The following is a 14,609-nucleotide window of genomic DNA, read 5'->3' as shown; positions in this document are numbered from 1 at the left end:
CACCTGAAACAACATATCTAGCACCCCTGCTCTGTAAGATCATTGGTCGTGCGGGTGTGGATAGAATTGCCGTTCTGTGGAATCGCCGCGACGATGGTGGCACTAGCGTCGAGCCGCGAGCACATTAAGATCATCGTTGGGGCAATGCTGGCGGTCCGAAGTTTTGCGAAGCGATGGGGAACCGGCGTCTCAGCACTAAAACGATTGAGCGTCGACGGCTAGCGATTGTGAAGTCCCTCTAAGTGCTGCTCGAGTGAATCCTCGGGACCCTGAGGGGTAACTCCGTGGGGCCGCCAGTTCGATAGTCACACAACCAATTGAGGGAAATTCATATTTCACGCCGCTTGGCAGACATATTCTCGATTTGGTTCAAGGCGGTGACCTGCCACCGAAGTGTCATCCAGTAGCATTTAGAGCCCTGTTGTGCCGAGCGGTCCCGGTAGAGCAACGGTGGAGGCGGAGCTGGTCGGGATCTTCTAGCCGATGGCGCGTTGCGTTGAGGTCCGCGTCTACGCAGGGGTCTGATAGGCCACCGATGAGTACGGCCGGTCGTTCTTGTAGTCGGCGGCCGGCGAGCCCGCGCCTAGTGTCGTCCAGGTCAAAAAACAGCGTTTCGTTCAGAACTGGTCGCGCATCCAGCAGGCTCGGCATCGCAACCATGGAGGCGGTTTGCACTGGCAACCTTTCGCGGCGGAAGGGCAGCAGGTCGTGATGCTCTGGCGCCGATAGGAAAAGCGGATTTGTTCACCGCGAAATCTCCCAATGTGCCTTGTAAGCTGGCGCGTGATCGGCCGTCGTAGTTCAGCCGTAATCGTCCCCCGTTCTCCGGCGCAATCCGCGGTTCGGATAGGGGTAGCGTCGCGGGCAGCCGACGATAGTATCAAGCTAACCGATTGATTCTACATTTAGATTAGATTTGTTTGCGCGGACTCCCCTCTCCGCCATCGGTTTTGGCAGCGGCGGAAAACCTTCAAAAAAGCCGACTCCAGCCGACAGTCTTTTGCAGTCCATCATCGGTCCGCTCTCTCCTCTATCCTCGGAAGCGGTCCGCAACACGCCAGCAGTCCCTCAGTCCTGATCATCGAGGCGTGATTCCAGATGACGCTGTTTGATGTCTGCTTCGAGTTCGGCCGTGCGTTCAATCATGCTGTGAACAATCGTTTCGCGGTCGAGTTTGGTTAGTCCGCGAATGCCATGTTCTCGCAACTCCTCTTCGAGGATCGCGGCCATGATGGATACGATGCTCATTCGCTCCAATCCTTCCATCGAAAGTTGATCAGCAACAAAATTTGTACGGCGTCATTAGTTCTCTTCTGTTGGATTCGGCTCGAAGGAATATGGAACGGATGCCACCTCGCAAACCGCTTCGATCAAGGAACGAACAGCCCGAGCGTGCCAGTCGTTCTGATCAAGCGGCGTATCCCAATATTCTGAAACGACGTAGGCTGCATGGCGAGCTTTCACGCCCAAGCCGGCTATCGTTCGTGCCGGTGTGCCCATAATGGCCTGTTCTACGGGCGCTAGATCGGCGAGCATGGTTTCAATTCGATCGAGATGATCTGGTGATGCCGGGTCGTACAAGGATCGTATCTTGCCCAGAGCCTCTTCGAGCTGCTTGCCCAATACGAGCAAGCCGAAATCGTCGTCGGTTGCCCGTCGATTTTTGGCGAGGTCTGAAGTTGATCGGCTACAGGCATTGTTCGGATTGTCGCCGTCGCGGTGGCCAGAGTGAGAACCGACTTTGGTCTGAGACTCGAAAGACTGTTGGGAAGAGAGGGGCTTCATTGCTCAGGTATCCTCAATGAACGGCAACATGCACCCGAAATTGCGCAGACGGTCAGCTCGGAATTCTCAAGGCTATCCACATGAGATTTCGTCTCTATACGGGTAGATAATACCCTTAAGAGGTGTATTTATAACCTTATAGTGGCGCTTTTGCTAGGGCTGTCGATGGTGATCTCATGGTCACCTCTCGACAAATTCGGGCTGCTAGAGCGTTGCTTGGCTGGTCCCAGCAGCAACTCGCGGACAAGGCGATCGTGTCCCTGAACGCCGTCGCAAGGCTCGAGGGCGGCGTCGTGGATTCGCGGATAAGTACGGTGCAGGCCGTTCAGGAAGCTTTGGTCAAAGCCGGCATAGAATTTCTTGATGCGGACCAAAAAGGCGAAGGCGTGAGGCTCAAGAGCCCGAAGGCCTAACCAGCCCCCAGATCAATGTAGCCCTTGCCCCATTAAATGGCGTGGCAATTCGAGCACATCGCTTTGGCTTCTGACGATCAAATCCAATTCGCCGAAGGCACCTTTGGCGCTGAACGCAAATCTGATCCGTGGCTGCGAAGAACGTGTCCCGAGCTCTTCCCGAGCCCGCAATATGAGCTGATTGGGTGGCGCACCCGACACGATTCGAACGTGTGGCCTTCGCCTTCGGAGGGCGACGCTCTATCCAGCTGAGCTACGGGTGCCTGCGCTGCTTACGCAGTGCTTACGCGGAAACTTCGTGGCTGTGAAGCGATCCGCGCCGATTTCTTAAGTGTCTGAAACCCAAGTGACTTTTTACTTTCACACTGCCGCAAAACAGCTTGACATCTGCCTTCGGAGGGCAACGCTCTATCCAGCTGAGCTACGGGTGCGTACGGAAATCCGTTTAGCCGATTGCCTCGTGGTCGGCAACGGCCTTGAACAAGCCGGTCCGGGGGGCTAGCGGCACCGCCGACGGGGGCGGGATCCCGTCGGCTGGATGGCACATCGCGCTGGCGGCCGAATCAGGCCGGCACGATCGTCTTGCCGATCGGCCAGAGCGCGAGTCCGGCCAGCTTGAGGTGGGCCCAGGCGAAGGGCAGGCCGATGATGGTCACGGCCAGCGCGACCGCCGTGATGAGGTGGCCGAGCGCGAGCCACCAGCCGGCCAGCACGAACCAGATGATGTTGCCGAGCAGGCCGAGAACGCCGGTTCCGATGTCCTCCATGCCGGAAACCTCGTCGCGGCGGACGGCGCGCGAGCCGAACGGCAGCAGCGTGTAGGCCGCGATGTTGAAGGCGGCGCGCGCCCAGGGCAGGCCGACGATGGTGATGGCCATCACCACGGCAGCGACCAGCCAGCCGAACGCCATATAGGCGCCGCCGAGCACGATCCAGAGCACGTTGAGAAGCAGTGAGACGGGTTGCATGGGCCACCTGAGGGTTCCGACGACGCTTATATAGGTCGTCTTCGGCAGGAGCCAAAGGTGGTGGCTAAGGCGCAGGCCTGCCGGCTGAGGCGGTTCGGCGCACCCGATTGGGGCACGGCGCGATGCGGATGGCCGGCTGCCGGGTCAGCCGGCAGCCTGGAGGTCCTCTTTCGCCGCTGCCTCCCGCGCGAACAGCTTGCGCAGCTCGGCGGCCGGCTTCGGCGCGCTGAACAGATAGCCCTGCATCTCGGTGCAGCCGAGCTGGCGCAGCGCCGATTGCTGCGCTCCGGTCTCGACGCCCTCGGCGGTGGTCGTCATGTTGCTGGCCGCCGCGATGCTCACCACCGCCTGGACGATGGCCGAGGAGCTGCCGGCACCGAGGTCGCTGACGAAGCAGCGGTCGATCTTGATCTTGTCGAACGGGAACCGCTTCAGATAGCTGAGCGAGGAATAGCCGGTGCCGAAATCGTCCAGCGCAATCCGCACGCCCATGTCGTGCAATTGGTGCAGGACGCTGAGTGCGACGTCATCGTCGCTGATCAGCACCGCCTCGGTGATCTCGATCTCGAGCCGCTCGGGCGCAAGGCCTGCGGCCGACAGCGCGCCGGCGATCCGCAGCGCCAGGGTCGGAGATTTCAGCTGCACCGGCGAGACGTTCACGGCGATCCGGATGTCGGACGGCCAGCTCGCGGCTTCGGCGCAAGCGGTGCGCATCACCCAGTCGCCGATCTCGTTGATGAGCCCGGTGTCCTCGGCGAGCGGGATGAAGTCGAGCGGCGGCACCATGCCGCGCTCCGGATGGCGCCAGCGCAGCAGCGCCTCGCAGCCGGTCATGATGTTCTGGGTAAAGCCGAGCAGCGGCTGATAATGCAGCTCGAACTCGCTTTCCGCGATCGCGCGACGCAGATCCTGTTGCAGCTGCAGCCTGGCCCGCGCACTTTCGTCCATCGACGGTTCGAAGAAGCGGAAGGTGCGGCGGCCGCCGGCCTTGGCGGCGTACATCGCGAGGTCCGCGTGCTTGGTCACCTGGTCGCGCTCGACACCGTCGCGCGGCGCCAGCGCGATACCGATGCTGGCATCGGTCGACAGCTGGTGGCCGAGGCAGCGATACGGCTGGCGGATCGTCTCCAGGATCTTCGTGACGGTCACGATGACCTCGTCCTGGTCCGCGACGGTGGTGAGCAGCACCGCGAACTCGTCGCCGCCGAGCCTGGCCACCATGTCCTCCGGCCCGAGACAGCTCTCGATCCGGCGCGCGATGGTCTTCAGCAGCTCGTCACCGACGTGATGTCCGAGGGAATCATTGATGCCCTTGAATTCGTCGACGTCGATATAGAGCAGGGCAAAGAAGGTGCCGTGGCGCGCGCGCTCGAGCTCCTCGTCGATGCGCTCGCGGAACAGCACGCGGTTGGGCAACTCCGTCAACGCGTCGAAATGGGCGAGATGGGCGATCTTCTCGTCGGCCAGCCGCCGCTCTGTCGTGTCCTCGATCACGTTGATCAGGTAGCGCGGCCGGTGGGCCTCATCGGCGACGGTGATGCGGCGCGAGGTGATGTAGCGCAGTCCCAGCGCCGGCGTCTGCCAGGGATGCTCGCCAAGGAACAGCCCGTCCGACTGCTCCAGTGCGCGATCGTCGTCGGCGGTGACCTTCTCGGCCGTCGATCTGGGCAGCAGGTCGAAGGCCGTCTTGCCGACGATCTCGTCGCGCGGCATGCCGAAGCGCTGCTCCGTCGACTGATTGACCAGAACATAACGACGGTCGCGGACATCCTTGACCATGATATGAGAAGGGATGTGATCGATGATCGTGCGCAGGAACGCATGGTTGCGGTCTCGCTCCTGCTCGAGCCTGCGACGCTCGCTGATGTCCTCGATCGTCGTCACCCAGCCGCCGGAGGCCAGCGGCTTGTCGATGACGTTGAAGAAGCGGCCCCGGCTTCCCTCTGCGACCATCTGCGACGTGCCGCCCGCGTTGGCCCTGTCGAGGACATCAGCGCAGAAATCCGTCACGTCGCCGTCGAATGCCCCGCGCGCCTTGCAATGCGCGACGACCTCGCCGAGGTGGATGCCGGGCTTGATCACGTCGCTGGACAGGCCGAGCAGGTCGATGAAGCGCTGGTTGAACATCGCGACGCGGGCGTCCGCGTCGAACGAGATCAGTCCCAGGGTCATGTTGTCGAGCGCGGTCTCGACCCGCTGTTTCTCGGCTTCGAGCTGTCTCCTCGCGATCCGGTTCTGCCGCACGATCTGCCGGATCATGAGGCTGAACATCACGGCGATGACCAGGACGGCGAGCATGGCCGCCGCGACCAGCAGCACCATCTGCGATCGCCAGTCGGCCAGCGCATCGTCGACGGCTCGGTTTGCGGAGACGATCAGCGGGAAGCGGCCGATCCTGGCGCTTGCGGCGATCTTCTCCAAATTGTCGACCGGACTCGTGAGCAGACTGGTGCCCGCACCATTGTCGGGGACGCCCTTGAGCAATTCGTCATCGCCGATCCTGGCGCCCATCAGGGATTCGATGTGCGGATAACGCGCCAGGACGGCGCCATCGGTGTGGAACAGCGTGATCGAGGCGCCCTTGCCGAGTGCCATCGACTCCAAAAACATCTCGTAGGTGTGCGGATCGACCCGCCGCGTCAGCAGGCCGAGGAACTGGCCGTTGGCGCCGCTGAGGCGATGCGCCACGATGGTCGCCCAGCCGCTGGTGACGCGGCTGACGACCGGCAGGATGACGAAGGCGTCGGGCTGTGATGTCGACTGCAGATCCCTGAAGTAGGAGCGGTCCGTGACGTTGATGCCCGGCAGCGGGTCGTTGGACGACCAGTTCACGAAATTGCCGTCGGCGTCGATGATCGTCAGATCGCCCATATAGGACAGGCCGTTGACCTGCGACTGCAGCATCTCGCGGATGTCGGGCTGCGCCATCCGGGACCGGAACGCCTCCGGCGAGGAAATGGGTCCGAGCTGCATCCGGCGGATTGCGTGGGACACCGCGGTCTCGGCGTCCTCGAACTGCTGAGCGAAATGCCGGCTCAGCAGCAGGACGGTATTCTCGAGCTCGCGCTCATTGTTGGCGATCGTGCGCGCCCGAAAGCCGCTGGCCATGACGATCGTGCCGACGACGATGGCCGCAATCAGCAGCGTGCCGCATGCGATCAGCCACGGCACCGGACCGCGCCAGAGAGACGTGCCAATCCGTTCCGGCTCGGTCCCGCCGGCTTCTGACGTGTCTGATGCGCCCTGCATGCCTTGATCGACCCGGGAAGGAAATGACGTGCTGCCAGCAGGCTTGATAGCAAGGCACTGGTACCGGAGCGGTTAGGAAACGCGGTTAGCCGTGGCTTAAGCGGACGCGGAAACTTCGCTGCAACCGAGGGTTTCTGCATTCGAATACCGCGTCGTGGCGGGCTTGATCGGCCGGCTGCATAAAGATTTAAGCGTAATCGCAGCTCAGCGTGAGGCACCCGGCTTGTTGCGCAGGCGGCCCACCACGCCGGTCGGGAAGAAGTAGACGCTGGCGATGAACAGCAGGCCCAGCCACAGCAGCCAGCGATCGGGGTGCAGCAGGCCGGGCAGCAACGGCAGCCCGGCGTCGGCCGCGGCGGTGGAGGCGATGCTCATCAGGGCCTGCAGATAGTTCTGCGCGAGGATGAAGATCGCCGCACCGATGATCGCGCCGTAGATGGTGCCCATGCCGCCGATCACGACCATCAGCAGGATGTCGAGCATGATCGAGAACGACAGCGAGGTATCCGGCCCGGCATAGCGCAGCCACAGCGCATTCAGCATCCCCGCGCCGGCGGCGATGACGGCCGCGATGCAATTGGCGTAAGTGAGATGGAAGACGGTGCGATAGCCGAGCGCCTCGGCGCGAAACCGGTTCTCGCGGATCGCCTGCAGCACGCGGCCGAACGGCGAGTTCACGACGCGCAGCAGCGCCAGGATCATCAGCGCGCAGGCCGACAGCACCAGGTAATAGGTCAGGATGCGGCCGTTGATGGGGAAGCCGAACCATTCCTTGCCGATGAACACAGTGCCGGGGCGCAGCAGCTCGGGCAGCTGGAAGCTGCGGCCGTCCTCGCCGCCGGTCAGCCACGACAGTTGCGAGGCCAGAACGAGGAACGCCGAGGCGACCGCAAGCGTGATCATGGCAAAGAAGATCGCTTCGACGCGCAGCGAAAACAGCCCGATCGCGAGCGCCAGCAGCAGTGCAAGCGGCAGCCCGGCCGCGACGGCGGCGGCGACCGAGGTCCAGTTCGGACCGAGCCCATAAAGCGCGATCGCGATCGCATAGGAGCCGATGCCGTAGAACATCGTATGCGCGAACGACACCGAGCCGGTGTAGCCGAGCAGCAGATCGTAGGACGCGACCAGTGCCGCGAAGATGCAGATTTTTGCGGCGACGTTGAGCGCCTTGGCGCCGGGGAAGATGAAGGGCGTCGCCAGCAGCGCCAGGATGATGACGACGAGCAGGATCGACAGCGCGCGGCTGCGGGGTGGATCGCCGGACAGGAGCATCATCGGCTGGTCACCGCATAGAGGCCGCGCGGCCGCCACATCAGCACGGCGACCATCAGCAGGATGTTGGAGACGAGGGCGAGCTTGGGCACCAGGAAGCCGCCGTAATTGGCGACCATCGCGACCAGGATCGCGCCGATGAAGCAGCCGGTGATCGAGCCGAGCCCACCGATGATGACGACGATGAAGACGAGCACGGTGAGCTCATCGCCGATCGAGGCATGCACCTGCTCGCGGTAGAGCCCCCACATCACGCCGCCGAGGCCGGCGAGCGCCGAGCCGGTCATGAACACGCCGAGAAACAGGCGGCGGATGCGATAGCCGAGCGCCTCCACCATCTCGCGGTTCTCGACGCCGGCGCGGATCAGCAGCCCGATCTTGGTGCGGTTCAGCACCAGCTCGATGGCGACGAAGATCGCGAAGCCGACCAGCATCGCCAGCAACCGGTATTTGGAGATCGCGACGTCGCCGATGATGAAGGAGCCCCGCAACGCCGTGGGCAGCGGCAGTGGAATGATCTGCGGGCCGAACAGCGCATACAGCGTCTGCTCGGCCACGATGAGGCCGCCGGTGGTCATCAGAATCTGCTTGAGGTGCTGGCCATAGACCGGCAGCACCAGCACGCGCTCGACGACGAGGCCGAGCGCACCGGTCACGCCCATCGACAGCAGCGCTGCCGGCAGGAGGACCGCGAGATTGGTCAGCAGCGAATCGGCTTGCGCCCAGCTCGCCAGCGGCAGCAGCACCACGGTCGCCACATAGGCGCCGACGGCGATGAAGGCGCCGTGACCGAAATTGAGCACGTCCATCAGGCCGAACACCAGCGTCAGGCCGGAGGCCATGATGAAGATCATCATGCCCATCGCGAGGCTCGCGACCGTCAGTGTGACCCAGGAGCTCGCCGAGCCGATGAGCGGGATCATCAGGAGCGCCAGTACGGCCGGCAGCAGCAGCGGCGCGATGTCGCGCTTCGGCTTCGGCAGCGCGTCGGTTGCAGCGATCTCGCTCATTGATGCGCCTCCAGGCTGAGGCCGAGCAGGCGCTCCTGCATCGGCACGTCGGCGGCCAGCGCAGCCATCGCGCCGCGATGGACGATGGTGCCGTTGTCCATCACCAGCACCTGGTCGCCGAGCTCGCGCGCGGCATGAAAATTCTGCTCGACCAGCAGGATGGTGGCACCACGCCGCTTGATCTCCTTCAGGCACTCGATCAGCGACATCACGATCGCCGGTGCGAGGCCCTTGGTCGGCTCGTCGATCAAAAGCAGCTTGCGCGGTTCGACGATCGCGCGCGCGATCGACAGCATCTGCTTCTGCCCGCCGGACAGGCTGCCGGCGCGGGACAGCCAGAATTTCTTGAGCGCGGGGAAAAAGCCGAAGATCCAGGCGAGCTGGGCGTCATCGAGCGGTCCGTTGCGCGCCGCCAGCACCAGATTCTCCTTGACGGTGAGGTCGGAGAACACCGCCATGCTTTCGGGGACGTAGCCGACGCCGCGCTGCGCGATGTCCGGCGTCGAAAGCTTCTCGATGGCCTCGCCGGCGAGCGAGATGGTGCCGGCCTTGGCCTGCCACAGCCCCATGATCGTGCGTAAGGTCGTGGTCTTGCCGGCGCCGTTGCGCCCGAGCAGCATCGTGGTCTGGCCCTCGGGCACCTCGAAATCGACGCCCTGCAGGATGTGATAGCGGCCGATATAGGTCTCGACGCCGGTGAGCTTCAGCAATGCGCTCATGCCGCGCTCCGGGGTGAGACGCCGAGATAGGCTTCCTGCACGATCGGCGAGGCGATCACCTCTGCAGGCTTGCCGTCCGCGACCAATTGTCCATTGTGAAGCACGATGATGCGGTCGGCGAGCGAGCGCACGACGTCCATCTTGTGCTCGACCAGCAGGATGATCTTGCTCCTGTCCTGCTTGAGCTTGCCGATGAGGTCGAGCACGACCGGCACCTCGTCGATGCTCATGCCGGCGGTCGGCTCGTCGAACATGAAGACATCGGGCTGCAGCGCCATCATCAGCGCGACTTCGAGCTTGCGCTGGTCGCCATGCGACAATGTGGTTGCGGTGACGCCGCGCCGGCTGCCGAGTGCGACCTGATCGAGGATCGCGTCTGCCCGCGCAATCAGGTCACGGCGCGCCATCCAGGGACGGAGCAGATCGTAATGCACGCCGCTCTGCGCCTGGACGGCGAGGCGGACGTTCTCCTCGACGCTGAGATTGGGGAACAGATTGGTCAGCTGGAACGCGCGCCCCAGCCCCGCGCGCGTGCGCAGCGGCGCCGAGAGGCCGGTGATGTCGCGGCCGCCGAACAGGATGGTGCCCGAGGACGCCGCGAGCTGGCCGGAGATCAGGTTGAAATAGGTGGTCTTGCCGGCGCCGTTGGGGCCGACGATCGCGGTCAGCTCGCCGGGCCGGAAGCTGCAGCTGACGCTGTTGACCGCGACATGGCCGCCGAAGCGGATGGTCAGGTCGCGGGTTTCGAGAGTGAGGGTCATATCGTCAGCATGACTTCCAAAATGGACGTGCCCGGCGCGATGGGCCGGGCACGGATTGACTCGTCTAGCGCTTGTTGCGGATCGGGATATCCATCTCCTCGATCTTGATCTCGCGCACCGGCTCGTTGACGGCCCAGGCGAGGTTCGGATCGACCTTGACGCGGAAGTGATACATGCTTTGCAGCGCCTGGTGATCTTCTTTCCGGAAGATCATCTTGCCCTTCGGCGTCTCGAACTCCAGGCCCTCCATCGCCGTGATCAGCTTCTCGGTGTCGGTCGACTTGGCCTTGGTCACCGCAGCGACGACGGCCATTGCCGCCGAGAAGCCGCCGGCGGTGAACAGGTCGGGCGGCGAATTGAAGCGCTTCTGGTGCTCGGCCACCAGCCAGTCGTTCACGGGGTTCTTGGGAATGTCGTAATAGTAATACGTAGCGCCTTCCATGCCGGGCAGCTGCTTATAGGCAGCGAGCGCTGCGAGGATGTTGCCACCCGTGGAAATCTCGATGCCGTAGCGCTTGGGATCCATGTCCTGCAGCTTGCCTGGCGGATTGCCGCCGCCGGCCCACAGCACCCAGATGAACTTCCGACCCGGCTTGTCCTTCAGCACGTCGAACAGACGCTGGGCGACGGCGGTGAAATCGGTCGTGCTGGTCGGCACATATTCTTCAGCCGCCAGCGTCGCTCCGGTCTTGGCCAGCGCCTCCTTGAAGGCGGCGATACCGTCGCGGCCGAAGGCATAGTCCTGCGCCAGCGTGGCGACCGTGACGCCCGGCTTGCCGATCGCGACCGCGTTGGAGATGGCGTCCTGCGAGGAGTTGCGGCCGGTGCGGAAGATGTAGCGGTTCCACTTTTCGCCGGTGATCTGGTCGGCCACCGCCGGCTCGACGATCAGGATCTTCTTGTTCTCTTCGGCCACCGGGAGATCGGCCAGCGCCGCGGCTGAGGAGGTCGTGCCGATCGCGATGTCCGCGCCGTCATCCTGATAGGCCTCCGACAGCGCGGCCTTCGACAGGTCCGGCTTGCCCTGGTCGTCCTTGGTGATGATGACGATCTTGCGGCCGTCGATCGTGTTGGTGCCCTTGGTGGCATATTCGAAACCCAGGCGGAGGCCGGCTTCGGTCTGCTTGGCGTAGGCCTCGAGCGGGCCCGTCTTGCCGTAGATGAGAGCGATTTTCAGATCGTCGGCCTGGGCGGCGGTGGCCAGCAGGGCTGCAGTCAGTGATGAAACGATACCTTTGAAAACAGGGCTTTTGAGTATCTGTGACGTTTTCACGAGCCTTCCTCCCAGCTACCGGCGGCTGTTGTCTGCAACTGATAGTGTGCAGGCTCGGGCCGGGTCAAGGCGCTTTCGGAGGCAGTCCGTGACGGCTCATACTTTGCGCTGATAGGTGGGCGTGGCCTCCCGAACGGAATTCAGCGCCGATAGCGGCTGCTGCGTGCATAGGCCTGGCGATTTTCCTGCACCGCGCGACTGGCGAGGCTCATGCGCGCTTCGCTTGCAAGCGGAATCGCCGGCTTCAGCTCCTCCAGGAAGATCGGGCGCGAGAAGTAGTAGCCCTGCGCATAGCGGATCTTGGTCGCGGCCTGCAGATAAGCGAGCTCCTCGAACGACTCGATGCCCTCGGCGATCACGGTCATGCCGAGCGCCTCGCTCAAGGATTCGATCGCGCGCAAAATGCCCTGGCTGCGCGGCCGCTTGTGAATGTCGGTGATGAAGGAGCGGTCGATCTTGATCTCGTCGGCGGTGATGTCGGCGAGCGCCGACAGCGACGAATAGCCGATGCCGAAATCGTCGATCGAGATGCCGACGCCGATCCCGCGCAGCAGCGGCACGATCTCGTCCTGGAAGTGGCTGCGGGTCACGAACGCGTCCTCGGTGACCTCGACCATGAACCGCTTCGGGAAGCCGGTGGCCTCGAGCGCCCGCGCGAACGGCTGCATGAAATCCGGATTCGACGCCTGCTTGGCCGCGACGTTGACGCTGATCGTCGCCTCGTGTCCGAAGGTGTCGTTGATCAGGTCGATCGACTTGACGATCTCGTCGAGCACGAGATGGGCGAGCTCGTCGATCAGGCCGAGCTCGACGGCGAGATTGATGAAGGACCCGGGCGCCTGGATCACGCCCTCATTGTCGCGCAGCCGCACCAGCGCCTCGATGCCCTTGATCTCCTCGGTGCGGATATCGACCTTGGCCTGGAACGCGCAGCAGAAGCGCTTCTCGAGAATGGCGAGCCGCAGCGACTGCTCGACCTTCATGCGCGCCAGCGCCTCGTGCTCCATCGCGCTGGAGAAGAAGGCGAGCGTGCCCTTGCCGCCGTTCTTGACGCGATACATCGCGAGATCGGCGTTCTGGCGCAGGATGTCGTAGCTCGCGCCGTGCTCGGGGAACAGGCTGACGCCGACGGACGCGGAGGCGAACACCTCGGCGCCATCGATGAAGAACGGCGCGTTCAGGCGATCGAGCAGGCTCTGCAGGAATTCGGCGACCTCTTCGGCGCGCTCGATCGGATGCAGCAGCAGCAGGAATTCGTCGCCGCTGATGCGCGACAGCAGGTCGGAATCGCGCAGGTCGCGGCTGATCCGCTTGGCGAACTCGACCAGCAGCGCGTCGCCGGTGGCGTGGCCGTAATAGTCGTTGATGTACTTGAAATTGTCGAGATCGAGGAAGGCCAGCGCAAAGCGTCCGTCGACGCGGCCGCGCCGGACCAGATTGTCGGCGCGATGCTCTACCACGCGGCGCATCGGCAGGCCGGTCAGCTCGTCGTAATAAGCGGCGCGGAACAGCTGGTCCTCGAACTCCTTCTGCTCGGTGATGTCGGCGGAGCTCGAAATCAGCACGGGCTGGTCGCCGATCCGCACCGGCCGATGCGCCGTCAGCAGCGTCTGCGGGCCGCGCTCGCCCGCGACCTTCTCCTCGGCGATCACGGTGCGCCCCCGGCCGATGATCTCGCGGCAGGCGGTGCGCCTGAGATCGAGATGGGGCGCCGACACGCCGTCGACGCTGTTGGCGGCAGCGCCGAGCTGGACGGCGGCAGTGTCGTTGACGAGGAGAAAGCGGCCGTGCTCGTCCTGCACCGTGACGCCCGACGGGAGCTGGCTGAGGATGCCGCGCAGGAAGCGCAGTTCGGCCTCGGTCGAGCCCAGCCCGTCGGGGGCCTCGGTGGAAAAGTTGAATCGGTCGCTGCTATACATGCGCCGATTGTGAGAAGTTCCGGCTTCATTTTAGTTAAGCGCTACGTAGAAACACGGAACGCGCAAGCCAAGTCCCAGAGATTGTGGAGCTTTGTGCCGCGGCGTCATTAACGGATCCTCAATTTCGGCCGAGAACCGGGCGCGCGCATGCGTCGAAAGTCGTAGGCTGGAGCGGGCGGCGGCCGACCCGTCAGCTCGGCGGCACGCGGCATTGCATGGTGCAGTGAAGACCCGTCGCGAGATAGGTGGTCTCGGTCTGGCCATCGAACGACGACAGCGCCGCTTTCAGCAGCTTGGTGCCGAAGCCGGGCCTGCCGACCGGACCGGCCGGCGGGCCCTCGGCCTCGTCCCAGCTCAGCTTGAGCCGGTCGCCCTGCATCATCCATGACACCTGCACGAAGCCGCGCGGCGCGGTGAAGGCGCCGTATTTGCCGGCGTTGGTCGCAAGCTCGTGGAAGATCAGCGCCAGGCTGACGGCGAGCTTGGCAGGCAGGAACAGCGGATCGCCATTGAGCGCGAAGCGCGCATGGCCATAGGGCCCGAGCTCCGACATCAGCAGATCCTTCAGGTCGCAGCCCTGTCCGTCGGCGCGGGCGATCAGATCGTCGGCGCTCGCCAGCGCGCGGATGCGCTGGTCGATGCGGGTCCAGACCTGCGGCTGGTCGTACAGCACCTGATGCAGCACGGCGTGAATGGTCGAGGTCTTGTTCTTGAGCCGGTGGTGCAACTCGTCGACCACGAGCTTGCGATACTGCTCCTCCTCGGTCAGGCGCCGCGCGATCTCGCGCTGCTTGGTGGCAAGGCCGCGATAGTGGTTGACGCCCCAGATCACCAGCCCCGATACCGCGAGATACAGCGCCATCAGCGTGAGCCGCGCCGCATCGACCGGACCGCCGCCGAAATCGAGAGCCAGCCCCAGCGCTGCACCAAGGATCGCGGTAGCCCAGCCGATGCCCGATCCGCCCATCGCCGTGGCGAAGAACACGGCCGGCGTATAGGGCGTGAAGAACACGTCCGGCCGCAGCTGCGCCATGCCGAAGCGGAAGGCGGTGGCGACGAGCAGGCAGAACGCTGCAAACACGCAGCTCCAGGTCAGGGAAGGCTGCCGCTCGCCACGCCAGATCTGCTTGATGTCGTCGATGAGTCGCGTCATGGCCATCCATGAGCCTCATGCGCGCAACCAAATTAAGGCCGCGATGGCGGTAATTTGTCCGGTTCGTGGAGGCCGTCTTGCTTGTGT

Annotated in this window: 12 protein-coding genes and 1 tRNA gene; 1 reads left to right on the top strand and 12 read right to left on the bottom strand. The window is 63.8% G+C overall.

Translation table 11 applies throughout. From position 1 onward, the window contains the following. Positions 1–1,068 precede the first annotated feature (1,068 nt). The gene (locus QQL87_RS15105) at positions 1,069–1,248 is read right to left on the bottom strand and encodes a hypothetical protein (protein ID WP_284422109.1); all 180 of its coding nucleotides are present in this window, start codon (positions 1,246–1,248) and stop codon (positions 1,069–1,071) included. A 54-nt stretch (positions 1,249–1,302) separates the two neighbouring features. Then, on the bottom strand, positions 1,303–1,785 hold the full coding sequence (locus tag QQL87_RS15100; protein WP_284422108.1) for a hypothetical protein: 483 nt from the start codon (positions 1,783–1,785) through the stop codon (positions 1,303–1,305). Positions 1,786–1,961: 176 nt separating this feature from the next. Here QQL87_RS15100 and QQL87_RS15095 point away from each other — a divergent pair, with 176 nt between their 5' ends. Then, positions 1,962–2,198 (top strand): helix-turn-helix domain-containing protein, encoded by a 237-nt coding sequence (locus QQL87_RS15095; RefSeq protein WP_284422107.1) that lies wholly within the window; start codon positions 1,962–1,964, stop codon positions 2,196–2,198. 186 nt (positions 2,199–2,384) lie between these two features. Here the strand turns inward: QQL87_RS15095 and QQL87_RS15090 are convergent. The 10 genes from QQL87_RS15090 to QQL87_RS15045 form a co-directional block, all read right to left on the bottom strand. After that, positions 2,385–2,461 (bottom strand) — tRNA-Arg (locus tag QQL87_RS15090). A gap of 300 nt (positions 2,462–2,761) precedes the next feature. After that, positions 2,762–3,166 carry a YccF domain-containing protein gene (locus tag QQL87_RS15085; protein ID WP_284422106.1) on the bottom strand — a complete coding sequence of 135 codons (405 nt, stop codon included), beginning with the start codon at positions 3,164–3,166 and terminating at the stop codon, positions 2,762–2,764. Between the two features lie 144 nt (positions 3,167–3,310). Continuing rightward, on the bottom strand, positions 3,311–6,415 hold the full coding sequence (locus QQL87_RS15080) for a bifunctional diguanylate cyclase/phosphodiesterase (protein ID WP_284422105.1): 3,105 nt from the start codon (positions 6,413–6,415) through the stop codon (positions 3,311–3,313). A 204-nt stretch (positions 6,416–6,619) separates the two neighbouring features. After that, the gene (locus QQL87_RS15075) at positions 6,620–7,690 is read right to left on the bottom strand and encodes a branched-chain amino acid ABC transporter permease (protein ID WP_284422104.1); all 1,071 of its coding nucleotides are present in this window, start codon (positions 7,688–7,690) and stop codon (positions 6,620–6,622) included. Then, on the bottom strand, positions 7,687–8,697 hold the full coding sequence (locus QQL87_RS15070; protein WP_284422103.1) for a branched-chain amino acid ABC transporter permease: 1,011 nt from the start codon (positions 8,695–8,697) through the stop codon (positions 7,687–7,689). The genes QQL87_RS15075 and QQL87_RS15070 overlap by 4 nt, the downstream gene beginning before the upstream one ends. Next, positions 8,694–9,416, bottom strand: coding sequence for an ABC transporter ATP-binding protein (locus QQL87_RS15065; RefSeq protein WP_284422102.1), 723 nt, complete (start codon positions 9,414–9,416; stop codon positions 8,694–8,696). The genes QQL87_RS15070 and QQL87_RS15065 overlap by 4 nt, the downstream gene beginning before the upstream one ends. Continuing rightward, positions 9,413–10,177: an ABC transporter ATP-binding protein gene (locus QQL87_RS15060; RefSeq protein WP_284422101.1), complete on the bottom strand. Its 765-nt coding sequence runs from the start codon at positions 10,175–10,177 to the stop codon at positions 9,413–9,415. Before QQL87_RS15060 ends, QQL87_RS15065 begins: the two co-directional genes overlap by 4 nt. Positions 10,178–10,241: 64 nt before the next feature. Continuing rightward, positions 10,242–11,450: a substrate-binding domain-containing protein gene (locus QQL87_RS15055; RefSeq protein ID WP_502871172.1), complete on the bottom strand. Its 1,209-nt coding sequence runs from the start codon at positions 11,448–11,450 to the stop codon at positions 10,242–10,244. A 140-nt stretch (positions 11,451–11,590) separates the two neighbouring features. Further along, positions 11,591–13,369 carry a putative bifunctional diguanylate cyclase/phosphodiesterase gene (locus QQL87_RS15050; protein WP_284422100.1) on the bottom strand — a complete coding sequence of 593 codons (1,779 nt, stop codon included), beginning with the start codon at positions 13,367–13,369 and terminating at the stop codon, positions 11,591–11,593. Between the two features lie 190 nt (positions 13,370–13,559). Beyond that, positions 13,560–14,528, bottom strand: a complete 969-nt coding sequence (locus QQL87_RS15045; RefSeq protein ID WP_284422099.1) for a sensor histidine kinase — start codon at positions 14,526–14,528, stop codon at positions 13,560–13,562. Positions 14,529–14,609: the final 81 nt, after the last annotated feature.

Source organism: Bradyrhizobium sp. SSBR45G, assembly GCF_030159255.1.
Classification (GTDB): domain Bacteria; phylum Pseudomonadota; class Alphaproteobacteria; order Rhizobiales; family Xanthobacteraceae; genus Bradyrhizobium.
The sequence above is the reverse complement of the archived record's forward strand: the minus strand, read 5'-3'. Positions and strand labels throughout refer to the sequence as shown.

Excerpts from the sequence above, each read along its gene's own strand:
- QQL87_RS15080 (WP_284422105.1), bottom strand. The coding sequence starts at position 6,415 with ATGCAGGGCGCATCAGACACGTCAGAAGCCGGCGGGACCGAGCCGGAA.
- QQL87_RS15050 (WP_284422100.1), bottom strand. The coding sequence starts at position 13,369 with ATGTATAGCAGCGACCGATTCAACTTTTCCACCGAGGCCCCCGACGGG.
- QQL87_RS15100 (WP_284422108.1), bottom strand. The coding sequence starts at position 1,785 with ATGAAGCCCCTCTCTTCCCAACAGTCTTTCGAGTCTCAGACCAAAGTC.
- QQL87_RS15045 (WP_284422099.1), bottom strand. The coding sequence starts at position 14,528 with ATGGCCATGACGCGACTCATCGACGACATCAAGCAGATCTGGCGTGGC.
- QQL87_RS15095 (WP_284422107.1), top strand. The coding sequence starts at position 1,962 with ATGGTCACCTCTCGACAAATTCGGGCTGCTAGAGCGTTGCTTGGCTGG.
- QQL87_RS15070 (WP_284422103.1), bottom strand. The coding sequence starts at position 8,697 with ATGAGCGAGATCGCTGCAACCGACGCGCTGCCGAAGCCGAAGCGCGAC.
- QQL87_RS15060 (WP_284422101.1), bottom strand. The coding sequence starts at position 10,177 with ATGACCCTCACTCTCGAAACCCGCGACCTGACCATCCGCTTCGGCGGC.
- QQL87_RS15105 (WP_284422109.1), bottom strand. The coding sequence starts at position 1,248 with ATGAGCATCGTATCCATCATGGCCGCGATCCTCGAAGAGGAGTTGCGA.
- QQL87_RS15065 (WP_284422102.1), bottom strand. The coding sequence starts at position 9,416 with ATGAGCGCATTGCTGAAGCTCACCGGCGTCGAGACCTATATCGGCCGC.
- QQL87_RS15075 (WP_284422104.1), bottom strand. The coding sequence starts at position 7,690 with ATGATGCTCCTGTCCGGCGATCCACCCCGCAGCCGCGCGCTGTCGATC.
- QQL87_RS15085 (WP_284422106.1), bottom strand. The coding sequence starts at position 3,166 with ATGCAACCCGTCTCACTGCTTCTCAACGTGCTCTGGATCGTGCTCGGC.